At 27.7% G+C, this 25,465-nt stretch carries 22 protein-coding genes, 1 pseudogene and 1 other annotated feature; of the genes and pseudogenes, 4 read left to right on the plus strand and 19 right to left on the minus strand.

Translation table 11 applies throughout. From position 1 onward, the window contains the following. Positions 1–110 precede the first annotated feature (110 nt). Positions 111–215 (minus strand): annotated as a pseudogene (locus tag KGF41_RS17360) (transposase); the annotation flags it as partial. A 193-nt stretch (positions 216–408) separates the two neighbouring features. After that, positions 409–1,746 carry an ATP-binding protein gene (locus tag KGF41_RS17365; protein ID WP_227857015.1) on the minus strand — a complete coding sequence of 446 codons (1,338 nt, stop codon included), beginning with the start codon at positions 1,744–1,746 and terminating at the stop codon, positions 409–411. 370 nt (positions 1,747–2,116) lie between these two features. Between KGF41_RS17365 and KGF41_RS17370 the strand changes: the two genes are divergently transcribed. The 3 genes from KGF41_RS17370 to KGF41_RS17380 are packed head-to-tail and all read left to right on the plus strand — an operon-like array spanning position 2,117 to position 4,180. Further along, on the plus strand, positions 2,117–2,437 hold the full coding sequence (locus KGF41_RS17370) for a PadR family transcriptional regulator (protein ID WP_227830303.1): 321 nt from the start codon (positions 2,117–2,119) through the stop codon (positions 2,435–2,437). An 11-nt stretch (positions 2,438–2,448) separates the two neighbouring features. Then, positions 2,449–3,126, plus strand: coding sequence for a TMEM198/TM7SF3 family protein (locus tag KGF41_RS17375; RefSeq protein ID WP_227850928.1), 678 nt, complete (start codon positions 2,449–2,451; stop codon positions 3,124–3,126). Then, complete coding sequence (locus KGF41_RS17380; protein ID WP_227830305.1) at positions 3,119–4,180, plus strand: DUF4097 family beta strand repeat-containing protein; 1,062 nt, start codon at positions 3,119–3,121, stop codon at positions 4,178–4,180. The genes KGF41_RS17375 and KGF41_RS17380 overlap by 8 nt, the downstream gene beginning before the upstream one ends. A 249-nt stretch (positions 4,181–4,429) precedes the next feature. On the opposite strand, the gene thrS is transcribed toward KGF41_RS17380, so the two are convergent. From thrS to queG, 12 genes are all read right to left on the minus strand, one after another. Then, positions 4,430–6,349, minus strand: coding sequence for a threonine--tRNA ligase (gene thrS / locus KGF41_RS17385; protein ID WP_227830306.1), 1,920 nt, complete (start codon positions 6,347–6,349; stop codon positions 4,430–4,432). Positions 6,350–6,412: 63 nt separating this feature from the next. Continuing rightward, positions 6,413–6,650: a binding site (T-box leader), on the minus strand. 207 nt (positions 6,651–6,857) lie between these two features. Next, positions 6,858–7,460, minus strand: a complete 603-nt coding sequence (locus KGF41_RS17390; RefSeq protein ID WP_227830307.1) for a DUF445 domain-containing protein — start codon at positions 7,458–7,460, stop codon at positions 6,858–6,860. A gap of 249 nt (positions 7,461–7,709) precedes the next feature. Beyond that, positions 7,710–8,501, minus strand: a complete 792-nt coding sequence (locus KGF41_RS17395; protein WP_227830308.1) for a putative sporulation protein YtxC — start codon at positions 8,499–8,501, stop codon at positions 7,710–7,712. Between the two features lie 29 nt (positions 8,502–8,530). After that, positions 8,531–9,292, minus strand: coding sequence for a DUF6873 family GME fold protein (locus KGF41_RS17400; RefSeq protein WP_227830309.1), 762 nt, complete (start codon positions 9,290–9,292; stop codon positions 8,531–8,533). Positions 9,293–9,453: 161 nt separating this feature from the next. Beyond that, positions 9,454–10,083: a hypothetical protein gene (locus tag KGF41_RS17405; RefSeq protein ID WP_227830310.1), complete on the minus strand. Its 630-nt coding sequence runs from the start codon at positions 10,081–10,083 to the stop codon at positions 9,454–9,456. A 67-nt stretch (positions 10,084–10,150) separates the two neighbouring features. Further along, on the minus strand, positions 10,151–11,260 hold the full coding sequence (locus tag KGF41_RS17410) for a BMP family ABC transporter substrate-binding protein (protein ID WP_227830311.1): 1,110 nt from the start codon (positions 11,258–11,260) through the stop codon (positions 10,151–10,153). Positions 11,261–11,300: 40 nt separating this feature from the next. Continuing rightward, positions 11,301–12,305 carry a BMP family ABC transporter substrate-binding protein gene (locus KGF41_RS17415; protein ID WP_227830312.1) on the minus strand — a complete coding sequence of 335 codons (1,005 nt, stop codon included), beginning with the start codon at positions 12,303–12,305 and terminating at the stop codon, positions 11,301–11,303. A gap of 271 nt (positions 12,306–12,576) precedes the next feature. Next, complete coding sequence (locus KGF41_RS17420; RefSeq protein WP_227857016.1) at positions 12,577–13,425, minus strand: DegV family protein; 849 nt, start codon at positions 13,423–13,425, stop codon at positions 12,577–12,579. Between the two features lie 35 nt (positions 13,426–13,460). After that, complete coding sequence (trmL, locus tag KGF41_RS17425) at positions 13,461–13,931, minus strand: tRNA (uridine(34)/cytosine(34)/5-carboxymethylaminomethyluridine(34)-2'-O)-methyltransferase TrmL (protein ID WP_003429657.1); 471 nt, start codon at positions 13,929–13,931, stop codon at positions 13,461–13,463. Between the two features lie 193 nt (positions 13,932–14,124). Further along, the gene (nth, locus tag KGF41_RS17430) at positions 14,125–15,045 is read right to left on the minus strand and encodes an endonuclease III (RefSeq protein ID WP_227842747.1); all 921 of its coding nucleotides are present in this window, start codon (positions 15,043–15,045) and stop codon (positions 14,125–14,127) included. 188 nt (positions 15,046–15,233) lie between these two features. Then, complete coding sequence (locus tag KGF41_RS17435) at positions 15,234–17,471, minus strand: Lon protease family protein (RefSeq protein ID WP_227830315.1); 2,238 nt, start codon at positions 17,469–17,471, stop codon at positions 15,234–15,236. 105 nt (positions 17,472–17,576) lie between these two features. Continuing rightward, positions 17,577–18,491 carry a tRNA epoxyqueuosine(34) reductase QueG gene (gene queG, locus KGF41_RS17440; RefSeq protein WP_227842748.1) on the minus strand — a complete coding sequence of 305 codons (915 nt, stop codon included), beginning with the start codon at positions 18,489–18,491 and terminating at the stop codon, positions 17,577–17,579. Positions 18,492–18,840: 349 nt separating this feature from the next. Between queG and KGF41_RS17445 the strand changes: the two genes are divergently transcribed. Continuing rightward, positions 18,841–19,245, plus strand: a complete 405-nt coding sequence (locus KGF41_RS17445; RefSeq protein WP_227433607.1) for a RusA family crossover junction endodeoxyribonuclease — start codon at positions 18,841–18,843, stop codon at positions 19,243–19,245. Between the two features lie 178 nt (positions 19,246–19,423). Here the strand turns inward: KGF41_RS17445 and KGF41_RS17450 are convergent, their stop codons facing one another. The 5 genes from KGF41_RS17450 to KGF41_RS17470 all read right to left on the minus strand — a co-directional run bounded on the left by KGF41_RS17450 (position 19,424) and on the right by KGF41_RS17470 (position 25,459). Then, positions 19,424–20,419: an aldo/keto reductase gene (locus tag KGF41_RS17450; RefSeq protein WP_227850758.1), complete on the minus strand. Its 996-nt coding sequence runs from the start codon at positions 20,417–20,419 to the stop codon at positions 19,424–19,426. A gap of 300 nt (positions 20,420–20,719) precedes the next feature. Then, positions 20,720–21,556 carry a deoxyribonuclease IV gene (locus KGF41_RS17455; RefSeq protein ID WP_227842753.1) on the minus strand — a complete coding sequence of 279 codons (837 nt, stop codon included), beginning with the start codon at positions 21,554–21,556 and terminating at the stop codon, positions 20,720–20,722. 299 nt (positions 21,557–21,855) lie between these two features. After that, on the minus strand, positions 21,856–22,419 hold the full coding sequence (locus tag KGF41_RS17460) for an ArsR/SmtB family transcription factor (protein WP_227433610.1): 564 nt from the start codon (positions 22,417–22,419) through the stop codon (positions 21,856–21,858). A gap of 97 nt (positions 22,420–22,516) precedes the next feature. After that, positions 22,517–23,446 (minus strand): glutaminase A, encoded by a 930-nt coding sequence (gene glsA / locus KGF41_RS17465; RefSeq protein WP_227850757.1) that lies wholly within the window; start codon positions 23,444–23,446, stop codon positions 22,517–22,519. A 345-nt stretch (positions 23,447–23,791) separates the two neighbouring features. Next, on the minus strand, positions 23,792–25,459 hold the full coding sequence (locus tag KGF41_RS17470; RefSeq protein WP_227857017.1) for a nucleoside kinase: 1,668 nt from the start codon (positions 25,457–25,459) through the stop codon (positions 23,792–23,794). Positions 25,460–25,465: the final 6 nt, after the last annotated feature.

The following is a 25,465-nucleotide window of genomic DNA, read 5'->3' on the forward strand; positions in this document are numbered from 1 at the left end:
ATTGTGTTCTAGTTAGGTTTAATTTTACTCTATGAGTTTTTATCATTTTTTCTTACTCCTAACTTGTTGATTCTCTATGTATTGTTTAACTACTTCTAAACTTACAGAGCCAACAGTTTTTCTACTTCGCCAACTAAAACAGGTTTACGATACTTAGGACAAAATATTATATGATATTTACAATCATATGTTATATTTCCGTTAGATTTATACATAAAAACTAACACCTCCTACACATAATCTATCATTCGTAGTGTTAGGTTGCAAGTATTATTCTGATTTTTATTTATATTAATACCTTGCCTTTCATCCCCACATCTAAAGAAGGGGTGCTTTTCGGCAATTTTATTGTAATAATTAAGTCCATTATATTTATAAAATTATATTATTTACTCATGACAAATCAAATTATATATTAATTGCTTTTTTTACATTTCTAAGTGGTATAGCAATCTTAACTACAAATTTTTTATCATCATACTCAATCACAACATTGCCACCATATTTATTTACAGCGTTTTTTATACTTTTTATTCCTAATCCATGAAGTGTACCTTTTTTATCTGTTACAATTTTCCCATTCTTTGTGATAATTTCATTTACTTTAGTGTTTTCTACTCTTATAAGATAAAAATTTTGTAAAACATCACCTTTAACACAAATTACTTTACTTCCCTCATCAATTTTTTTGCATGCTTCAATTGCATTATCTAAGACATTTGAAAATATATGGCATACATCTATTAATTCAATAGCTTCACAGTGACCAAAATTTATTCCTATTTTAAGTTCTATATTATTTTTATCACAAACTTCTTTCTTCTCACTCAATATAGCATCCAAGATAAAATTACCAGTATTAAATGAAATGTCATTACTTTGAATCTCCATCTGTAAGTCATCTAAATATGAAGTAACATCAATACCTTTTTTAACCATAGTTTTTATGCATAAGATATGATTTTTCATATCATGACTTAATAATCTAGTTTTTAAATGTTTCTTTTCTATATCCTCATAATATTCATTTTTAGTGTGTAAAACGTTTTTAATCATATTATTTTCTGCTATCAATGCATTATACTGTTGTAGTTTTTTAGCAATTAAAATCAAGATAATACTTGATAGAAGTAACATGATAGAGATAATAAGTAATTGATAATTATGTATTAAACCACCACTAGTTTTAGGATTAAATATGTATTTAAAAATAGTAAAAAAAGATGCTATATTGGCAATTATAGGTATAATTACATATGTTAATGTCTTTTTATTTATTTCTATATTCAATTTTGTTTTTAATGTCTTATATAAAAATAAAGTTAAAAGCAAAATTGTCTTTCCAGATACAATTGACTCAATTCTGTATATGTTTTCTGTTAACATTTTGCTCATATCATCTATAGAATTAATCCAAATTGTTAAAGACATACTCAAAGCATCTATACCCATTAACAACATCCAATACATTAAAGATATTAGTATGGCTTTTATAAGCCTTACTCTATATGAAATTTTGTAAAATACAACCATAATCATCATAGATATAATTACTCTTATATTTGGAAGTACATCAAAGAAATAAAATAGATTAGCAAAAATAATAATACCTATCATGTAAATATTTATTCTTTCATTAGAAATTTTTTGTATACTTGTGTAATCTAGTATTTTTTTACAAACAAACCATTCTATGATAAAAGACATAGCAATGAAAATATTCCAAAACAAATTTGACTTTATCATAATATTTTCTCCTAGTGTATTAATAATTTAATTTTTAAAATTTTCCATATAACTTAATTATATACGACTCTACACCTGTAGTAAATACCTTGATAGAATTATCCTAAATAAATTAAATTTTATTTTATTTTTTAATCATATCATTACATATGCTAATGTATTTAAGCATTATTCCTTCTTCCAATTTAATAACAACATCATTTCTCTATAAATAACTATAAAAGTACGTTTTTTATATAATTTAGTATGTAATTCTTCCCTAAAACGGCATAAAGCCGTAAGAATTATAATAAAATAAATTTTATCACACGAAATACATTGACAGGCGAGGTATATAAAAGTATTATATACTTAAACGGAGGTGATGTTTATGACAATCGCATCTGATATGATAAGAGGTCATACAGAAACAATTATCTTAAAGCATTTACTTGAAAAAGATAGCTATGGTTATGAGATTAATAAATCTATATTAGAAAAAACACAAGGCTTGTACGAGTTAAAAGAAGCAACTTTATACACAGCCTTTCGTAGACTTGAACAATCTGGTGCAATAACATCTTATTGGGGAGATGAAGCTACTGGTGCTAGAAGAAAATATTATTCTATAACAAGCGAAGGTAGAGAAAAATATAAAAAAAGCCGTGAAGAATGGGATAATACAAAATTGTTAATAGACACATTAATTTAGGAGGTGAAAATATGTTAGATAAAATACATGATTATATTGAACAAAGCTTTACAGAAGTTAAAGAAACAAGAAAGGTCAAAGAACTTAAAGATGAACTATTCGAAAATCTAAAAGAAAAATACAACGACCAAATACAAAATGGTAAATCAAAGCAAGAAGCATATAATTCAGTAATATCTGGGATTGGAGATTTATCTGAATTAATTGAAAGTGTTAAAGAGCCATATTTTATGCCTTCTGAATTAATTGAAGAAAGAAAGAAAAGAGCTTTGAGAGTATCAATAGCAATTGCTCTTTTTATAATAAGTCCATTTTTAACTGCAGTTTTAATTGTAAACATTGGTATCCAACCAACTCTGGCTAGTCTTCCAATGTTTATATTAATAGCAGTTGGAACAGGTCTACTAGTCTACAATGGAATGACAAAACAAAACTATAGTCCATCTGATGATACTATGGTAGAAGAATTCAAAGAATGGAGAGTAAAAACTAAAAGTACAAATCTTGCTTATAAATCATTTATGAGTGCATATTGGATGATAATAGTTGGCATCTTTTTAATTGTTAACATATGTTTTGATGCTTGGAGCTTTTCATGGATAATATTCATAATAGGTGCTGCTGGAATTCATATAGCCGAAGGGGTACTACAATTAAAAGACGCGGAGGATGATGATAAATATGAATAAAAAATTTTTAAAAATAAAAATTATTGTTTGGAGTATTGTAGCTATAGTATTTTCTATAATATTTATTGTTTTCCTTACAAATACTATAATTTCGTCTGAATATGATGTCAAAGATTTGATTAAAGATTCAGTTAAAAATGAAAGTTTTTTATCCTCTAATAAAAATTATGATAAGTATCTAACCGTTAAAAGCGAGAGTTTTTCAAACAAAATAAATAATATTAATGTTGACTGGACTTCAGGTGAAGTTAGAGTTTTAAAGAGTGATTCTAATAAAATTAAATTAATTCAAAAAGCTCCTTCTAATTTTTCAAAGAAAAAGATTGCAAAAATAAAGGTTGATGGCAATACTCTTTCTATCATTGATAATTCTGCAAAAAAATTCTTCATTGGAATTGGACTTCCAAAATCAACAGTACTTGAACTATATTTACCTGGAAAATTATATAACAATATAAATGTATCTACTACTTCAGCAGATATATATAGTACTTATCTTAAAAGTAACATGACGGATATTGAATCAGTTTCAGGTAATATAGAAATGTCTGGTAAGATTGACAAAATTACTTTGGAGACAACTAGTAGCAATATCAACATAAAAAAACTTGATAGTAAAAGTGTTATTTGTAATTCAGTCTCTGGTAAAATTCAGCTTTCTGGTAAAACTGACGATTTGAAGATAAATACAACAAGCGGAGATATAGATTTAAAAAATATGGACAACAAGAATCTTATATGCGAATCAACTTCTGGTAAAGTTAATATAGAAGGTAGATTTTCTAATATTAAATCTGAGGCAACTAGTGGAGATATAAAAATTAATTCAAGTGAAATGTTATCTTCTTTCAAATGTGATACTATTTCTGGTGATATTGATTTGTATATTCCTGAAAATTCAGGATTTACTTTAGATTTTAGTAAGGTCTCTGGTAATTTAAATAGTAGCTTTAAATTACTTCAGGATGGCGATTCATATATTTATAAAAATGGGACTGCAAAGATGTATGTAGATACTACAGGTGCCAATTTAAATATTAGAAAAAACAACTAACAAAAAATAGCTATATTAAAGCGTTATATAAATTACATAAAGATAAATATATATTAAAAAGTTATATAAATCACATGAAGATAAATCTTTATATCTTACAAACAAAAATTAGAGGCACATTATCATAAAAAATATGACTAAATGTGCCTCTAATTATACTTATTTATTCATAAGATACTTATCTATCCAAAAAATACTTAGCTATACACAAGTTAATATTTTATATATCAATTAACTTTATTTTATATATTAGTTTTGGATAATACTTTCTCTTGATTCAATTTCTTTTGAGATACTAGCTATAAACTCATCTAATTTAATGCTACCTATTTCACCTTTATCTCTTGATCTTACAGAAACATTATTTTCAGCTACTTCTTTTTCACCTACTACCAACATATAAGGAACTTTTTCAAGTTGAGCTTCTCTTATTTTAAATCCAATTTTTTCAGCTCTATCATCTAATTCAACTCTTATGCCTTTATCAAATAATACTTTTTTAACTTCATTAGCATAATCCATAAACTTATCAGATATAGGAAGTATCTTAACTTGAGTTGGAGATAACCAAACTGGGAATTTACCAGCATAATGCTCAATTAATATACCTATGAATCTCTCTATACTACCAAAAGCAACTCTATGAATCATAACTGGTCTATGTTTTTCACCATCTTGTCCAATGTAAGTATTATCAAATTGTCTTGGAAGTTGCATATCTAATTGGATAGTACCACATTGCCAAGTTCTTCCTAAACAGTCTCTTAAATGGAAGTCTATCTTAGGGCCATAGAATGCTCCATCACCTTCATTTATAGTATATGGTAGACCTAACTCTTCTAAAGCTTCTCTTAATCCATTTTCAGCTGCTTCCCACTCTTCTTCGCTTCCCATAGAATTTTCTGGTCTTGTAGATAATTCTAGATTGTATTCAAATCCAAAAGTCTTGTAAATACCATCTATTAGATTAGCTACACCTTTTATCTCATCTTTAATTTGTTCTGGTAACATGAATATATGTGAATCATCTTGAGTAAATGCTCTAACTCTCATTAACCCTTGTAATGCCCCAGATAACTCATGTCTATGAACTCTACCAAGCTCTGCAACTCTCATTGGGAAATCTCTATATGAGTGTAATTGAGAATTGTAGTAAATTAATCCACCAGGACAGTTCATAGGTTTTATAGCATAATCCTCATCATCTATTTTAACTGTATACATATTCTCTTTGTAATGATACCAGTGACCTGAAGTCTCCCATAATTTTCTGTTTAATATAATTGGAGATTCTATTTCAATATATCCAGCTTTTCTGTGTATTTCTCTCCAGAATTTTAATAATTCATTTTTAAGTTCCATTCCTTTTGGTAAGAACATAGGGAATCCAGGACCTTCATCAGGTATCATAAATAAACCTAATTCTTTACCTAATTTTCTATGGTCTCTCTTTTTAGCTTCTTCTAATAAATGTAGGTACTCTTCTAAATCTTTATTTTTTTCAAAAGAAGTTCCATAAATTCTTTGAAGCATTTTATTTTTTTCGTCACCACGCCAGTATGCACCTGCTACACTTTGTAATTTAACAGCTTTAACCTTTTTAGTAGATGGTAAATGTGGTCCTCTACATAAATCAGTAAAATCACCTTGTTTGTAGAAAGATATTATTTCACTTTCAGGTAAATCAGATATAAGTTCTACCTTGTAATCTTCTCCTTGTTCTTTCATAAGCTCTAAAGCTTCATTTCTAGGAAGTTCAAATCTTTCTATCTTTAAATCTTCTTTAGCTATTTTTTTCATTTCAGCTTCTATTTTTTCCAAGTCTTCTGGAACTAATCTATGTTCTAAATCTATATCATAGTAGAATCCATTCTCTATACTTGGCCCTATAGCAAGTTTTGCTTCTGGGTAAAGTCTCTTTATAGCTTGAGCTAACATATGTGCTGATGTATGTCTAAAAACGTCTTTTCCTTCTTTATCCTCAAATTTAAATAAGTTTAAATCACAATCACTATCTATCATGTGGTCCAGACCTACAACCTCTCCGTTCACAGACGCTGCTACCACATTTCTAGCTAATCCTTCACTAATGGATTTAGCCACATCCATAACAGAAAGAGCATTTTCAAATTCTTTTATTGAACCATCTTTTAAAGCAACTTTAATCATTGTTTTTTCCTCCTTATTGAGATAATTTTTAAATTTTTTGTAATAAAAAATCGCCCCAAAAATATTTGGGACGATATTAATTCGCGGTTCCACCCAAGTTGGCGTATACAAATATATACAACCCTCTTGATGACTATAAGGTCGTCACCCGAGCACTTTCACAAATTGTATAAAACAAACACTGCTAATAAGCTCAGCTCCAAGGTAGTTTTCAAATAGACCTATTACATGGGTTTTCAGCCATAGACCCAGACTCTCTGTGAATGGTTTCCACTTTACTCTTCCTCTTCAACACTATAATTTTTGATATATTTTCATTATAACAGATAGTCATACATCAATCAACATTAATGTAATATATTAATTACCCATTATTTTTCATTTCAATCAATTGTAAACTAATATTCTTATATTTTGTATTAGTTTAATCTTTTGATTTATAGTGACATTATAATATTTTCACTAATTTTAAATTTTTAAAACGTATCTACATGCATGATAGATATAACTAGATAAATATAGTCACTAATCCTTGAACTATACCTATTAAGAAACCTAATACAAGGCCTAAGATTTCTATGTGTTTTAATTCATTTTTAGCTATTCTTATAATTATTTCTTCTAGTTCATATAAATCTAGTTCATTAATCTTATCTTCGACCATTTTTTGTATATCTATACGCTCATTTGCTTTATTTATTATATTTTTGCTTAATTCATCTATACTTTGTTTCACTTCAGATTCAATTATATCTCCTAAATAGTCCTGAATCATGTTCTTTATACTGCTTGGTATAAATGAAACTTTCTCATGTATGATAATTTTTACCCTTGCTTTTATGTATCTTACAACTTCTTCCTTATCTTCGTCAGTAATGATATTTGCAAGTATTTCGTCCATTGAAAGAAATTCGTTTTGAATTATTTCACCTACATTTGCTGCTATTTCTGCTCTTCTCTTTGGTATAAGACCTACTATCTCTATATTTAAAACAGGTATCTTAATAGGTACTATTGGTCTAAATATCAGTCTTATAGCAACTACATTTGTGACATAACCTATAAATCCACCAATAACAGCTAATATTAGTATCCTAATTAAATTATCCATTATAAAACTTCTCCTTATCAATTGTATATTTGTTAGCTATATTTTATCTTTAATAACTCTAGTTATATCATAGCTTTATATACAATTATAAGTCTTTCGTGTCGATTTCAAAAGAATTTTTTTGATTTCTAATTTTTATTTTTACTATTTTAGTTATATTTTACTCTCTTTTAACTTCGATTCACCTTTAATTTGAATATATTTTTATTTTTAGCTTTCTTTTCAACTCTTAAATTATATCTTTCAATTCTAATTTTCCATAATTATACTAACTTTATTTTCAAAAATTGCTTCTACTGTATCTATGATTTCCTTTGAGCAATTGTTATTTAATAAATCTAATATTTCTATCTTCTTAGGACATAGAGTCAATAAGGTACTTATTAAAAAGTCCTCATAATTTAAATTTTCTCTTATGACCATATTTATAATTTCTTCATCATCTATACTATCTATTTTATTTCCATTTTTATCGTATAAAATAAATGTATTATCTTCCATTATATGAACTTTAAGCAAATCTATCTTTTCTTCTTGAGTATCTATAAAATATTTTAAAACTCTTATAAACTCATCTTGGTCTCTTTTTATTAAATACTCTTCAACTGCAATATCACCTATAGCAGAAATATATTTCATAAATTCTCTCATTCTAAATCGAATAAAACCTTCCACATTTATAAAATCATTTTCCTCTATATAGTTCCTAACCCTTGTAAATACTGTTTCTCTCATAAAAATCTCTTTTTTAGCAAATATGTTCAGTGAATATATGTATATATTATTTTTATCTTCAGGATATGTACGCCCATAGTATTTTAGAATGTATTCTTTTAAAAGTTTCTCTTTCATTATACTTATTATCATACTAGTTATTTCTGTAGATATTTCATCAATATTTAGAGCTCTTTGTTCAGTTTTAGTACCATTAAGTATTTTCTTATTTAACACTTCTTGCTTTGCAGAATCAATTACGACTTCTACAATGTCATTTGTATATATTAATCTATCGTTTACGTTATTATTCCTCAAAAATTTCATAGAAGAAATATTATCCTTCTCAACCAAAGTTATCGCTCCTTTCTTGTCATGAGAGGAACTATAGAACCTATATCGAGTAAATTTTCACTACTAAGTGTAACTATCTCCTTGTTTTTACTTTCTATAAAACTTTTTATACGTTCATAGTCAGGATGTTTTTTAACATCTCCACAAAAAGCTAGCTTATCCTTAGAAATTAACCCTGTACATCCACCTATAAATCCATAATTCATCTCAAATAAATTTATATGACCTTTTTCTATTAATAAACACTCTATTTCTGTATTCTTCATGCTTTTCCAAATACCTTTATCTGATGTTATTATAGATGTTCTATCTACTATACAGATTGAGCATTTAGAATAGCCCTGCTCTATATTTATCTTTTTAAGTTTATTATTTTCAATATAATCTAATATTACTCTATCAGTGTACTTAAAATTGTGTATGGCATAATCACCAACTATAGCAATATTGTAAGGTATATCATAAGGATATTTATTTGATAAATTAGCTTCTCCCTTAATTATATTAAATTTATGTTTACTTAATAACTCTTTGTATTGATTATATACATTCGGCGCAACAATTATATCTCCTTTTCCTAAATTACAAATACATATATCTGGGTGATATTTTATACTTTCATATAATTCTTTACATTCTATTGTTTTTATTATCTCTATATTTCTTAATTTTAATTCATTTTCCATTAGATAACTAATTCTTTTGTCCACCAAAGCTAGACATAAATCGTCATCTAGTATAAATGGCTCTCTTGTAAATTCCATTTTTTACTCCTTTTTATTTTTTTTGATAAATTTCTTATTTGAATATAAATAAAGTGTGCAGTAGATTTTTTCTACTTACACACTTATTATTGGACTTTTATGTAATTAATCTAAATTAATTTATTTATTTTTTTATAAATTCTTATAAAAACTCTACTTTATCATCTAATTGATTTTAATTTAGCTATATCATTCCAATTGCTTGCTGTTACTATTTCAATTTTATTTAAGTCTCTTTTTATCTCTTGTGTGTCTCCCTTAACAGATACAACATGTTTTTCTGTATATTCTAATTCTATCTTTGTGTCTTTTAAATCTTTTTTAATTTCTACTAGATTATTTTCTATCTTATATAATCTAGAGTCTATTCCATTAAATCTAGCATCCATTTTATCTAGTCTTATGTCCACTTCATCAAATCTAGCATCTACTTTATCTAATCTTATGTCCACTTCGTCAAATCTAGCATCCATTTTATCCAGTCTTATGTCCACTTCATCAAATCTGGCATCCATTTTATCCAGTCTTATGTCCACTTCATCAAATCTAGCATCTACTTTATCTAATCTTATGTCCACTTCATCAAATCTAGCATCCATTTTATCTAGTCTTATGTCCACTTCATCAAATCTAGCATCCATTTTATCCAGTCTTATGCCCACTTCGTCAAATCTAGCATCCATTTTATCCAGTCTTATGCCCACTTCGTCAAATCTAGCATCCATCTTATCTAATCTGTCGTTAATACTGTTTTGCATTTTATCCAGAAATTGCAAAATTTTACCTTCCATATGTATCAACTCCTCTACAGATAATTATAACATTTCACATAAATATTATACATATCTTCAGCAATAATTAGTATGTATCTTTCACCTTATTGTACTCTTTTTTTACATATTCCAAAACATCTGGTGGTATGTTTCTACTGCTATTTGGAGTAAGTCCAATTTCTCCATCTTTTATCTTAAACTCCATGACTTTACTTCCCTTAAAACCATCTTTTACAACATTCTGTATCAATTCATAAACAGGCTGTTCTATATCCTTTACAATTGAACTTATTACATTATCTGGAGCCATCTCATATTGGTCTTTATTAATAGCTATAACTTTACCACCATTTTCTCTAGCTACCTGAATAGCTCTTTTCCCATCATCTTCTGTGGCTGAAAATACAACATCTCTATCAGAATCTCTCATTTCTTTTGCAATAGTTCTAGCTGACTCAGGATTTTCAAATACATTTGCATACTTTACCAATAAATCAGCATTTTTATTTGAAGTTTTAAGCCCTTTTCTAAATCCAGATTCATATTTATCTCTACTAGAGCCTTCAACTCCTCCTATAAATCCTACTTTACCAGTGTCAGTCATTTTTCCTGCAATAAGACCTGCCAGATATCCAGTAGAATTATCTTGAAATGATACAGAAATTACATTAGCTGGTTGAACCTTATAATTATAATCAACTATCGCAAATTGCTGTTTTGGATATTTTGTAGCAGCTTGTTTAATTGGTTCTGCAAATCTAGCTCCAACTGCTATTATCAAGTCTGGTTCATATTTATATAATTTTTCTATGCTATTTGCAAAGTCATTAGAAGTCTTTGGTCTTTCAATCTTCTCTCTAATATCAAAATCCTCATCAGCTGTTTTTAAAGCTGACAGTACATGATTATTATACGATTCATTCCCTAAGCTTTGAGTATCTAACAATACTCCAACAGTTTTTCGTACATAAGAATCATCTTCCAATTCATCTTCATTATTGCTACTTGTACTATTTGACTTATCTTTATCGGACGAAGTTGACACATTTTTAGATTCACTTTGTTTAGACTTATTATTATTTATATTAGAATTATTATTTACTCTATTAAATCCAAAATCAAAATTACAGATAACTAGTATAAAAACTGTAAAGACCACGACAAAACAAAACATCAATATCCTTTTTATTTTCACAAAACTCACTCCCTGATATAGAACATGAAGTCTCTATAGATTATTTATTGTTCTTATTTACATATTCTAACACATCAGGAGGAATATTTTGAGAACTATTTTGAGCAAGTCCAGTACTTCCAGACTTCATTGTATTTTCTATAACTTTACCACCCTTATATTCTCCTTTTACAAAGCTTTGTATTAAGTCATAAGTAGGTTTTTCAAAGTCTTTTACAATAGAACTTATAACATTTTCTGGGGCTAACTCATGCTGATCTTTATTAATTGCTATCACTTTTTTATTCTTTGCTCTAACTGCATTTATTACACTCTTTGAATCATCCTCAGTATTAGAAAAAATAATATCTACTCCGCTATCCATCATTTTTTTAGCGACAGATTCAGCAGATTTACTATCCTTAAAAATATCTACATACTCAACTGAAACATCTTTTATATTGCTATTAGAAAATTTAACACCTTCTTTAAATCCAGATTCAAATTTGTTTCTACTGGACCCCTCTACACCACCTATAAAACCAACCTTATCAGTTTCTGTCATCTTTCCAGCAACTAATCCAGCCAAATATCCAGTCTTATTATCCTCAAAAGAAATTGAAGTTATATTAGATGGTTGTTTGTCATACTCATAATCTACAATGGCAAACTGTTGCTTTGGGTATTTCTTGGCTATCTTTTCTAGAGGCTTTGCAAATCTAGAACCAACAGCTATAATCAAGTCAGTATTATCATTACATAAAATATCTATGCTATTAGAAAAAGTTGATGAATCATCTGATTCCACTTTATTTGTATCTATGTTAAGATTTTTTTGTGCAGTATTTAAAGCTAACAAAGCTGAATTATTCATAACTTCATTGTTTGACCCTTCAATATCTAATATCATAGATACAGATTTTTTTGAATTTTCTTTATCATTTAGCTTATTTTTATTATCTTGATTAGAACCAGAACTATTACTTGAATTACTGCTACATCCAACTAATATTCCAGTACTCATTGCCACAGTTAACATTAATACCAACAATTTTTTTAAACGCATCAAAATTCACTCCTTATATTTTTGTGATATTTTTACATCCTATTTACTAATTTGCTATACCTCATTTGCAAGTATTTCTTTAATTTTTTCAATAAACTTACCATAAAAAAGTGTGTAATAGATTTTTATCTATTTACACACTTCCCTAAAAGCTCAACTTAATATATCAACACTTAATTATATCTAAAACAAATCATATCTAGTGTATCAATGTTTAACATATCTTATCATAATTTAATAAAAAAATAAATAATCCCAATATAAAAAATTGTTATTTATTTTTTATACATATAATTCCAGTTACACCAGGACCAGCATGTGCACCTATACACACACCAATTTGGAAAAATTTAATTTCCTTAGGTCTCAGTTCATCCTCCATAACTCTAGATAATTGTTCTTTTTCCTTAATGTCATCGCTATATCCTATATATACAACTTGGTCTGATAAATCATCCCCACAATTCGATTTTATCAAGTCTATCATCTTAGAAATTACATTCTTCTTACCTCTTACTTGAGATAATTGTGAGACTATCCCACCTTTTATTTCAAGAATAGGTTTTATATTTAATATACTTCCTATTGCCGCCTTAGTAGATGATATTCTTCCTCCCTTTTGTAAATACTCCAATGTATCCACGGAAAATATGACAAAAGCTTTTTCTTTTAATTCATCTAAAACAGGTAATATTTCATTAATAGATTTTCCTTCACTTGCAAGCTCTCCTGCTTTTATTACAAGCAGACCAGTTCCCATACAAAGTAAGTTAGAATCATATGTATATATTTCACCTTCTACATCATTCTTCGCCATTACAGCACTTTGATATGTTCCTGTAGCTGTAGCCGAACCAGCTATATAAAGTATTGCTCTACCTTCACTCGTGTATTTCTCAAAAACTTTCTTAAATTGGGCATAAGTAGCTTGAGAAGTTTTTGGATATGCATTTTCTTCTCTAAGCTTTTTATAAAATTCATCTCCAGATATATCAATCCTATCCTTGTATTCTTTTTCTTCTAATATAACTGTTAATGAAACAATATCTATATCATATTTATCTAACAAATCTTTTGGCACGTCCGATAAACTGTCACAGATTATCTTTAGATTTTTCATTAAGTATGCTCCTTTCTAATTTAGGATTATTTAAACTACCTCATATTAGGGTATCCTATTTGTCTTAAAGCCTCATATACTACTATAGCGACTGAATTTGATAAATTTAACGACCTAGCTTTTTCAACATCTAACATAGGTACTCTAATACAAGTATCCATATTTGCTTTCAACAAAGGCTCTGGTAATCCCTTTGTTTCTTTACCAAATACTATAAAACAATTTTCTTCATATTTTACATCTGAATGTGATTGTTTAGCCTTTGTTGTAGAAAAAAAGTATTTACTGTTTGGATATTTTTCTTGTAATTCTTCAAAGCTATCGTAATATTGTATATCAGCTATATCCCAATAGTCAAGACCACATCTTTTCAAGTGCTTATCATCCAATGAAAAACCTAATGGTTTTACTAAGTGCAAAGTTGAACCTGTTGCCGCACAAGTTCTTATTATATTTCCTGTATTTTGAGGTATTTCTGGTTCTACTAATACTATATTTAATGACATTTTTATCCTCCTAAATATCGTTCTTGTTTACTAAACTTTATTTTATAAATAGAATAACAATAATATTATACTATTATATATAATAATTTTAATAATAATTTTTATTTTATTATACATAATAGTTTTCTATCTAACATTTTCATAAGTATTATTATATCAGAAAATCACTCTTGTACAACTTACTTTGGAAAAGTTATTTCATTTCTTTAAGTTCTTGATAATAATTACAATTATCTTTTATTGGACAGTTTTCACACTCTGGATTTCTAGCTTTACACATTCTTCTTCCATGAAAAATCAATACATGATGTGAGTGTGACCATCTTTCTTTTGGTATAGCTTCCATAAGTGCAAATTCTGTCTTTTCAGGGTTTGGCTCGTCCACTATTCCAATTCTATTGCTAACTCTAAATACATGAGTATCTACTGCTATTGCTGGATGATTAAAAGCATTACTAAGAACAACGCCTGCTGTCTTTCTTCCAACGCCAGGAAGTTTTACAAGCTTTTCTAAAGTATCTGGTACCTCACCATTATATAATTCACACAACTGTTCAGATGTATCTTTTATTTTTTGAGCCTTACTTTTATAAAGACCACAACTTTTTATCTCTTTACTAATTTCTTCAATACTTAAATCTGCAAAATCTCTTGCTGTATTGTACTTCTTAAATAACTCTGATGTAACTTTATTTACTCTTACATCAGTACATTGAGCTGATAATATAGTTGCTATTAAAAGTTCAAAGGCTGTCCCATAATTTAGTTCACATGTAGCATCTGGATACAATTTTTCTAATTCATCTAAAATTTTATTTACATCTTTTTCATTTATCGATTCTTTCTTATCTACAGATTTACTCTTAGCTTTCTTATTACTCACTTTTTGTGTATTTTTACTAGACTTATTATCTTTTAATTTTCTATCTTTTTCACTTTTTTGAGCATCTTTTTTGCTAACTTTAACACTTTTTTTATTATCCTTAATATCTACAAAATTTTCTATATCTTTTTCATCAATTATTCCATCTACTTCTTTTTGAGTTTCAATTTTATTTACATCATTCTTAGTTACATCTTTCTTATTTATATCTTTCTTATTTACATTTTTCATAATTATCCCCCTTAAAATACCAATTTATAAAACACTATTTATATATAGTTTAATCATATCAACAAAAAATAAACATCAACATACAAAACAAAACTTACTCTACAGATATTTCACAAAAAAAGCAAAAACTTATTAAAGTTCCTGCTTTTTATTATACATATAAATACCCATTAAATTCTATTATAAACTTATTCTTTTGACTCAATTTGTATCTTACTAAAAGATAGTAGTTTTTCTTTGACCAATTTTTTTATTTCTTCAAATTTAACATCTGTCAATATCTCTATAGCTTCTTCCACTCTTTCAACTGTATATATTTTAAATTTTCCATCTTTTATAGCGTCATTAACTTCATCTGATAAAACAAGATTTCTCTGATTTTTCTTAGGAATTATTACACCCTGTTCATTGTTTAAGCCTTTAGTTTTACATATAGAATAAAATCCTTCTACTTTTTCACTTATTCCACCAACTACTTGTATATCTCCCTTTTGATTTATAGAACCTGTAACCGCAATATTTTGCTTAATTGGTACACCACTAAGAGATGATAACAATACATATAACTCCGCAGAAGATGCACTATCTCCATCTATACCTCCATAATTTTGCTCAAAACAAATATACGCATTTAATGACATCAATAAATTCTGTGCAAAGTTTTCAGAAAGATAGCCCCCTAATATAAGCACTCCTTTATTATGTATTGAGCCACTCATATTTACTTCTCTTTCTATATTTACTATACCATTACTTCCTGGACTAGTAGTGGCTGTAATTCTTGAAGCCCTACCAAAAGAATATTCTCCTGTACTTAAAACTGATAGCCCATTTATTACTCCAACTTTTTTTCCTTCTGTTTCTATTAGAGTAAAACCATTTTCAATTGATTCATCCATGTGTGTTTCTACTCTATTAATACGCTTTTTCTTTTCACTTATTGCTTTTTTAATATCATCTCGCTCTGTATAATTGGAACTTCTAAATTCTGCATATGCACTTCCTTCTATTACAACTTCCATTATTTTATTAAACTTAGTTGATAGCTTCTCTAAATCACCAGACAATTTAGTACTAAACTTAACAACTTCGTCAACTGCATCTTTCGTAAAATGTTTTAAGCCATTTTTATTACATTGATATGCTATAAATCTAGCTATTCCATCTTCATTATTTTCATTCTTATCCATTTCGCTATCAAAATCTACAAATATTTTAAAATATTTTCCAAAATCTTCTTCATATCTATATAAAATATCATATATATAATGACTTCCAATCAGTATCACTTTGACATCTAATGGCATATTTTCTGGTTTAATTGCTGTCTGTGTTTCTAAAATTACTTTTTTTGTTTGCAATGTCTTTTTAAGAATTTCCCAAGACATAGTATATTTTAATAACTGGTCTGCATAAAGCACCAAATATCCGCCATTAGCTCTATGAAATGCTCCTGATAATAGTTTTGTAAAATCAGTCTTTATATTTCCATTTGCATAATCATATTCTGCTTTTCCAAATAGGTTTGATGGGCTTGGATTTATCTCCACTATGACAGGTGCTGATTCCTTATTTTTTGAACCTCCATTATCTACAAATAAATTAATTTTATATTTTATAAAGTGTTCTTTATCATACTTATCTTTCAATTCTTCTTCATCTAAATAAAATAAATACATGTATTCTATGATATCTTTTTTTATATTTTCCAGATAAAGTTGAATTTTTTCATAACATTCATATTTTTCACATAACGATTTAATATGAGGTTCTACTACAAGCTTAGCTATCTCTTCTTCAAGCTCTAATACAGCCTTTTCAGCTTTTTCTTCCAAGTTTCTAATTTTATACACAACTTGTATTGCCATGTTTTCGAGTTCTCTTTTAGCCTTATAAAACTCTTCATCTGATATATCACTTTCTTCTTCATCTTCCTTCAAAGGTATGAAAACTATTCCCATTTTACTTTGTTTTAGTTTAAATCCTTTTTCTTCTCCATATTTTTTAATCTGCTTTAGTAACATATCTTTTTCTATTTCATATTCATCCAAAAGTTTATTTTTCTCTATTTCAAAATCTTCACTTTCAAATGCATTTTTAAAATCTTCTAAAAGACTTTCAACTAACTTTTCCATGTCTTTCTTAAGTTCTCTTCCAAACCCTTTTTCTAATTCAACTATCATAGGCTCTCTAGGGTTTTCAAAATTATATATATAGCACCAATCTTTATGTGTACTTTTTTTAGATGCATATTCATTTAAAACCTTTAAGGCATAAGTACTTTTACCTGTTCCAGATTCCCCAGCTAGGTATATGTTATAGGCTGGATTATTTATCTTTAAACCTAACTCCATAGCTTCTACTGCTCTTTCTTGACCCAATATACTATCTAGTGGACTTATTTCAGATGTATTATTATATTTCAATACTCCCCCACCTCCCCATATTTAACTTTAATGATATAATATGACTTTTACACCATAAGTGTTAAAGTAAATACACATTAAAGTATATGAAATAGACTCTTATTATTAGTCATCATACTTATCTAAAATTATTTCCATATTTCTCTTTATTATATTTTTACCCCTCCAGCTAAAAGCTCTATCTCCGTATCTCCTCTTAAATTCTTTATTTGATATATTTTGTATCTCATCATAATCCAAATAATCTATTATATCTTCCTTAAATTCCAAGATGTGAGTTGTTGGTATTTCAATATTATGCGGACATACTTCCTGACAAATATCGCATCCAAATATCTTTTTACTTTTCTTTAAAACATACTTTTCTTCCTCTGTCAAATCTCCCTTTTTTTGAGTTATATATGATAAACATTTTTTAGGATTCATATCATAATTTCCCAATATAGCATTTCCCGGACAATATTTTACACATTTTCCACATTTAAAACAGCTTTTTTCTAGTGGTTTATCTTCTTCAAACTTATAATTATTTACTATATATCCAATAAATATATAAGAACCATATTCATCAGTTATAATATTATTATTTATTCCAAAATATCCAATACCCGATAAATAAGCTAAATATCTGTCAACTAATGGTCCATTATCAGCAAATACCTTATATTTAAAACCTTCTACATTTTTGGAAATATAATCACAAATTTGTTGTAAAAAATCTTTTACTACAATATGATAGTCTTTTCCATGACAATATTTTGATAAATTTGAATTTTTATTCTTTTCTTGTCTATTTATATGGTATGGAAAAGCGCACACTATTATGGAGTTAGCATCTTCCATTATATTTCTAGGATTAATTCTATTTTCAATTATAGGTTCTTCCATACCTGTTAAATAGTCTTTTTTCTGTCTATCTTCAAGTATATCTCTTAGATTTTCATACTTATCTACTCCAGCTATTCCTACACACTTTAATCCTATAAGATTACAAAATTCTTTTACTCTGTTATTATCCATAAAATTATTCCTTCTCAACTTAAATTCTAAAATTACAATTATGCTACTTCTGTTTCTTTGTTTAGACATAACAACATTTGTATAGTCTAAAAATATATAGTCTAAATAGTCTAATTTTTTAAATTTACATATTTATATAATTTATTTTCTATATAATTTGACTTTTATGTACTGTTGTCTTAGTATAATTTAATATTTATCTATTTTAAATTTTCAGCTATTTTGCTCTTATAACACTACTTATTTTTCACTATCTATATTTTGTTATTCATAAAAGCACAACAAATAAGAATTTGCTTTTAAACCATCCACAGATTATAATAAATACTGTATAAGGATGGTGAATAAATTGATTAAAATAACAATACCAGGTAGACCCATTAGTAAATCTAATTTTAAACTTCATAATATAAATGGTCAAGCATGGATGCCTTCAAAGGGAAAATATTCTAAGTATTTAGCATATGAGAACATGATTGCAGGTTTTATAAATCAACAGTATCAAGGAGAAACTGTTGAAGAAAATTTAATAACAGTGTTAAAATTATTCTTCCCTAATAAGAGAATGGGCGATTTACATAACTATCCAAAGAGCATTTGTGATGGTATTGAAAAAAGTGGAATAATAAAAAATGATAAGCAGCTTAAGCCAGTACTTTTATTTGATTTTATAGATAAGGATAACCCTAGAGTTGAAATTGAACTTTATCCAATATCTAAATATGATATATCTTATAATATTTTTGAAAAATAAAAATCTGTATATGCTATATAAAACTATATTGACGCAAAAACAATATTTATATAATAATTAATACTTACATAGACATAACACTTAATACTTTCATAAACACAATCTTATCATATTAATTATACTTACATAAAAAAAGAAATCGGCGTAAATTTATTACACCGATTTCAATAAGTAAAATCTACCCTAACTTTTCAACAACAGTCTTTAACATTTCTCTTATTGGAAGTTCATATGGACATCGACTCTCACAAAGCCCACAGTCAATACATTCAGTAGGTTTAACATCCATAACTTCGTATTTTTCCTTAGCCCACTCTTCTAATCCATATCTAGTGTAATAACCTTCGCATAAGAAGCTTAAAGGTATATTTATTCCAACAGCACAAGGCATACAATATTCACATCTTCTACAGAATTTTTTACCTAGAGAATTTCTTATTTCTTTAATTGCTTTCTCATCATTCTCATCTAATACAAGATTTTCAAGCACAGCGACATTTTGTCTAACTTGCTCAACACTATCCATTCCTGGTATAACCACATCTATATAGTCCTTAGACAATATATATTTAATAGCCAATGTAGCATTATCTAAAGCTCCACCAGCTAAAGGTTTCATTACTATTATACCAATTCCTTTTTCATGAGCTTTTTTAAATACCTCGTCTGCTTGTCCTTCAACTATATTGTAAGGAAATTGTATAGTATCAAATTTGCCACTTTCTAAAGCTTTTTCTATAGTATTTAAGTTATGACTAGTTATACCAATATGTTTTATCTTACCTTGTTCTTTTGCTTCTAAAAGAGCATTATAAGCTGTTTTACCTTTAAAAAGATTGTCATACTCTTCTTCTTTAACATTGTGGAATTGATATAAATCTATAAAATCAGTTTTAAAGTTATTTAAACTTATTTCCACATCTCTCTTCATTGAATCATAATCTCTAGACATACTTTTAGTAGCTAGAAAAAATTTATCTCTTTTTCCTTCTATAGCAATTCCAATCGCTTCTTCACTTATTGTATATCCCCTCGCGCTATCAATAAAGTTTATGCCTTGTTTTTCTAGCTCATTTATAACTAAATTAGTATCTTCTTGTGTAATTCTTTGTATTGGAATTCCCCCAAAACCGACTCTTTTTATCTTCATACTAGTTTTGCCTAAATTTCTCATAACCTTCCCCACCTAACTTTTAATTAATTTTACACATTATCAATATGTTACTTTTAATTATACAACAAATTATGAGAATTTTTGCAATCTATTTATATACTATTCACAATATATACACATATTATCAAGTTCATTTATATAGTTTATAATATACTCTTTTATATTAAATCAAGATTTCATTTAATATGCTTCATAATATACCAATCTATATTTCACTAACTTCTAATCTAAATTTAATCTACATAGCATCAAAATATTATTTATATCAAATCAAAATACTATCTACATCACATTAAAATATTATTTACTAGATAAAATTTCTTTAATCATCTTAATCTCTATCTTATGACCTTCATCATCAAAAGGTGTTTCTAAGAAAAATGGCAAATCTTTAATGCTTGGATGTTCCATAAAATCAGTTAAAGCTTTTAGTCCTATCTTACCTTCACCTATTGCAGCATGTCTATCTTTTTTATCTCCAAATGGCATCATACTATCATTTAGATGTATAGTTTTTAATCTATCTATACCTATAACCTTGTCGAATTCCTCTAAAACTCCATCCAAATCATTAACTATATCATAACCAGCTGAAAAAATATGACATGTATCAAGACACACACCTATTCTTTCTTTATGTTCGATATTATCTATTATGCTCTTTAACTGCTCAAAACTAAATCCTATTTCAGTTCCCTTTCCTGACATTGTTTCAAGGAGTATCGTTATATTTTCATCTCCTTTAATAGCATTGTTTAGCCCTTTTACTATTCTATCTATACCAAAGTCTACTCCACCGCCTACATGACTTCCAGGGTGAAAACACATGTATTCTATACCTAGTGAGTCCATTCTTCTTATGTCTTCATCTATTACTCGTGTTGCGAATTCATAAACATCATCCTTCACTCCACCTAGATTCATAGTATATGGAGCATGTGCAAGTAATGGTGCAAAATTGTTTGCTTTTCTAATCTCTTGAAATTTAGCTATATCTTTTTCATCAAATGCTTTAGCATTTCCTCCTCTTGGGTTTCTACTAAAAAATTGAAATGTATTTGCACCAATATACACAGCTGTTTCAGCTGCCTTTGCAAATCCTTTTGCTATTGAAATATGTGTTCCTAATTTAATCATATTAATCTCCTTTTATTTATATATAATTTTAATTTTTAAACTTTTAATAAGTAAGTATTGATTTTAGTATAACTATAATTAATTTCGTATAGATTAATTATAAATTTTAATATTTATAGTTTAATTATACCCATTTTGATAAATTTCAAAGAGCATATTTATTCACTCTAATAGCATAAAAAAATAGAGACTAAAAATCATTATTTTACTCATGCTCAAAAGTATTTTTTGATTATTAAGTAAATTCTGATGTTCAATCTCTAATCTTATGTTTTATAATTAATACATAATTAATGATTCTAATTAGGACATTCTTCTTCAACTGTAGGAACTACAACCATAGCTATATCATACTTAGAACCTTCAACGCTGTCTTGTCTTTTATTTAAAATTTCATCTATCTTTGATTTCATAGTGTCATTAAGTTCAACTAATTCATCATGAGTAAGAGAAATATCATGATAATCAACTATATTTTCATTTTCTAAAACATCTTCCTCTGCTGCTTTATAAAAAACTTCACTCATATTTTCAAATCTTGATATGTACAATTCTTCTTTTTCTTCCCCATTGTCTAAAGAAAAATTAAGTATCCTGTTCCCTATAACCACATTTTTTGCACTTGGATAATAATATTTTTCCACAATCCCCGACTTTATTTTTTCCTCAACTAATTCTAAAATACCAACTTTGTATAACATTTTTATGTGGTAGTTTATTTTTGCATGAGGTTCTTCCAATAATTGAGATAATTGTTTTGCTGACAATGGCGATTTGTCAAATGCTTTTAGAATATCTATTCTACGTGGATGTGCAATAGCCTTTATGCACTCCAAATCTCGTAATACCAATACCTCTTTCATTGACCCCTCCTAAAAAATTTATTTAATTCATATTTCTTTACAATTTAATTATATATTAAATTATATGTTGTTGTCAAAAAAATCCTTTCTTAAAATTTTAAAAAATATTTAATCTGAGTTTATTTGACAACTCCTCTAAAACTTTAACTCCTGCGACGCTGTTACCTTTTTTGTCAAGTGCAGGTCCATAAACACCAATACCCATACGTCCTGGCACAGAAGCCATTATACCACCCCCAACTCCAGATTTTGCAGGAATTCCAACTTTAATAGCAAATTCCCCAGAAGCATCATACATTCCACAAGTCATCATAAAGGTTTTGACAATTCTAGATACCATTTCACTCATTAAATGCTCTCCATTTTCTATGTCTACTCCATAATTAGCAAGATTTATACCAATTCTCGCTAAATCTATAGAATCCACTTCAATTGAGCATTGTTTAAAATAAAGGTCTAAAACATCTTCTACATTACCTCTGATAAATCCATCACTTTTTAACAGATAAGCCATAGCTCTATTTCTATCTCCAGTCATTTTTTCAGACTTATAGACATCATAATTTATTCCTATATTATCATTTTTTGCCAACTTTCTAAAAAAACTAAGCATTCTTTCTTCTTTTTCTTCCAAACAGCTCCCATTTATAAGAGAAGTGGTAACTATTGCTCCTGCATTTATCATTGGGTTACAAGGCTTTTTAGTATCATTAGTCTCAAGTTTCATTATAGAATTAAATGGGTCTCCACTTGGCTCCATTCCAACATTTGAAAAAACGTCTTCCCAGTCATTGTCCATAAGTGCCATTGCAAGCACAATTGGTTTTGAAATGCTTTGTATAGTAAATTTCGTGCTACAATTTCCAGCACTATAAAGGTTATTTTCACTATCTATAATACAAATTCCTAAATCATTTCTACGAGCATTTTTTAATTCTGGTATGTAACTAGCAACTTGTCCATAATTTGTATATTTTTTATTAGAACTTATAATTTCTTTTAATAATGTCTCATCTAACGTATTCATATGCACCTCATCATCTTATGTTATATACTCTATTTTAGCACAAGTTTATACTATAATAAAACAGTGTTAAAAAAAATTATACTTTAAAACTATTTTTTGCAAACTTATCTTTATTTTTCAAGCATATTATAAAAAATATCATAATATTATAAAAGGAGTATTAAAGTTAAACAGTATTTATTATCTATACTAATTCTCACAAAACAAAGAATTTTTGATAACTAAATAGAATTTTCACTTTAATACTCCATCAATATTATTTAAAATACAAACCATAGATTATTCAGTATCTCTAAGAAAATATTTAGTTCAATATGAGTACAATAAAATAATCAATAATACATGCTAATCAACTATTTTACTTCCTCCAATAAATTCCCTAAGGATTGAAGTTCCTGGTATATCAGAAATATCATCTAGTTCAACAAAGTACTGTAAAAACTTTAATAATCTAGTCGCTTCAATATAAGCAGGATTATCTTCATCTATTTCTTCCAATAGAGGCTTAGCAAATCGCTTTAAAACCGCTAATTCATACACACAGGCGGAATTAAATATAGCATCTGCTTCATCTTGATAAGGGAATATGTTTTTCTTTTCTCCTCTTCTAACTGATGCCCATTGCAAAATAGTATTATCAGCACTATATCCTCTAAAATTATAATCTCTAACAATTCTTCTTATCATTCTCAAATCAGCAGTAGGAATTCTATTATGGTCATCTAAATTTATTTGAGTAAGGGCACTTATGTATATCTTAAATTTATCTTCATCTGGTATAGATGCTGTTAAAATAGGATTTAACCCATGTATACCTTCTAATATAATTGGTTGATTTGAGTCTATCTTTATCTTTTTGCCAGTATACTCCCTTGCTCCAGCTTTAAAGTTAAACCTTATATCCTCAATTTCTTCACCTGCTAAAAGTTTATTTAAATCTAAGTTGAATCTCTCTAAATCTATAGCATAAATTGACTCAAAATCATAGTTTCCATATTCATCTAAAGGAGTATGTTTTCTATCTATAAAATAATCATCTAAAGATATTGAAATCGGATTTAAGTTATTTACTCTAAGATGTATTGATAGTCTATGAGCAAAGCTTGTTTTTCCAGATGAGGATGGAGCTGCTATTAAAACTACTCTCTTATTGTTATCTTTTATCATATCTGCTATTTGAGATAGTTTCTTTTCATGTAATGCTTCAAATGTTCTTATTATATCTCCATATTCATTATTTTCTATTATTCTGTTAAGTGATACTACCTTATCAATTCCCATGAGTCTTGACCATTCTTCTGCTTCATAATATACATTTGATAGCTTAGGTTGAGGTATAAATTTCATAGGAAGAGTCTTATCTTCTTCACTAGGCCCTAAAATTATAATGCCTCCATTGTAAAGTATGATATCAAACGATTTTATATAACCAGTTGATGGCAACATATATCCATAAAAATGGTCTATATAGTTTCTACATTTATATACTTTAGCGCTATCATATTCCTTGTATTTCAAAAGCTCTGCTTTTTCATACATCTCATTATTTTCAAATATAGAAATAGCTTCATCCCTCGTAACTTCTATTTTTTCTATAATGTAGTCATTATTTATTATCTCTTGCATTTTATTTTTTATATTTTCAATATCAACTTCTTTAAGTTTTCTCTCTATATGAACTTCACAATATAGTCCACCAGATAGTGAATGTTCTATTGTAACTCTGCTGTCCCAAAATATCTCTCTGCAAGCCATCACAAACACAAATGACATGACTCTAAAGTAAACTCTTTCTCCATCTTCATTTGTAGTATCTAAAAACTCTATCTCACAATCCTTCTTCACTCTACAATTTAACTCTTTCAATTTGTTATCTACAACTGCAAGTGTTATATATCCTTTATGTTCATCGCAAAACTCTTTTGCTATATCTCCTAGTCTAATTCCCAAAGAATTTTCGTCTAATGAATACTCCTTATTTCTTCCGTCTATTTTTAAATTTATTTTCTTCACTTCAAC

Source organism: Clostridioides sp. ZZV14-6150 (assembly GCF_020657875.1).
GTDB lineage: Bacteria > Bacillota > Clostridia > Peptostreptococcales > Peptostreptococcaceae > Clostridioides.

Excerpts from the sequence above, each read along its gene's own strand:
- nth (WP_227842747.1), bottom strand. The coding sequence starts at position 15,045 with ATGAAAAATGTAAATAAGAAAGATATAAATAAGAAAGATGTAACTAAG.
- KGF41_RS17380 (WP_227830305.1), top strand. The coding sequence starts at position 3,119 with ATGAATAAAAAATTTTTAAAAATAAAAATTATTGTTTGGAGTATTGTA.
- KGF41_RS17455 (WP_227842753.1), bottom strand. The coding sequence starts at position 21,556 with ATGATTAAATTAGGAACACATATTTCAATAGCAAAAGGATTTGCAAAG.
- glsA (WP_227850757.1), bottom strand. The coding sequence starts at position 23,446 with ATGAATACGTTAGATGAGACATTATTAAAAGAAATTATAAGTTCTAAT.
- KGF41_RS17420 (WP_227857016.1), bottom strand. The coding sequence starts at position 13,425 with ATGAAAAATCTAAAGATAATCTGTGACAGTTTATCGGACGTGCCAAAA.
- KGF41_RS17450 (WP_227850758.1), bottom strand. The coding sequence starts at position 20,419 with ATGAGAAATTTAGGCAAAACTAGTATGAAGATAAAAAGAGTCGGTTTT.
- trmL (WP_003429657.1), bottom strand. The coding sequence starts at position 13,931 with ATGTCATTAAATATAGTATTAGTAGAACCAGAAATACCTCAAAATACA.
- KGF41_RS17395 (WP_227830308.1), bottom strand. The coding sequence starts at position 8,501 with ATGAAATTTTTGAGGAATAATAACGTAAACGATAGATTAATATATACA.
- KGF41_RS17370 (WP_227830303.1), top strand. The coding sequence starts at position 2,117 with ATGACAATCGCATCTGATATGATAAGAGGTCATACAGAAACAATTATC.
- KGF41_RS17375 (WP_227850928.1), top strand. The coding sequence starts at position 2,449 with ATGTTAGATAAAATACATGATTATATTGAACAAAGCTTTACAGAAGTT.
- thrS (WP_227830306.1), bottom strand. The coding sequence starts at position 6,349 with ATGATTAAAGTTGCTTTAAAAGATGGTTCAATAAAAGAATTTGAAAAT.
- KGF41_RS17405 (WP_227830310.1), bottom strand. The coding sequence starts at position 10,083 with ATGGAAGGTAAAATTTTGCAATTTCTGGATAAAATGCAAAACAGTATT.
- queG (WP_227842748.1), bottom strand. The coding sequence starts at position 18,491 with ATGGATAATAACAGAGTAAAAGAATTTTGTAATCTTATAGGATTAAAG.
- KGF41_RS17400 (WP_227830309.1), bottom strand. The coding sequence starts at position 9,292 with ATGGAATTTACAAGAGAGCCATTTATACTAGATGACGATTTATGTCTA.
- KGF41_RS17365 (WP_227857015.1), bottom strand. The coding sequence starts at position 1,746 with ATGATAAAGTCAAATTTGTTTTGGAATATTTTCATTGCTATGTCTTTT.
- KGF41_RS17390 (WP_227830307.1), bottom strand. The coding sequence starts at position 7,460 with ATGGATAATTTAATTAGGATACTAATATTAGCTGTTATTGGTGGATTT.
- KGF41_RS17415 (WP_227830312.1), bottom strand. The coding sequence starts at position 12,305 with ATGCGTTTAAAAAAATTGTTGGTATTAATGTTAACTGTGGCAATGAGT.
- KGF41_RS17460 (WP_227433610.1), bottom strand. The coding sequence starts at position 22,419 with ATGAAAGAGGTATTGGTATTACGAGATTTGGAGTGCATAAAGGCTATT.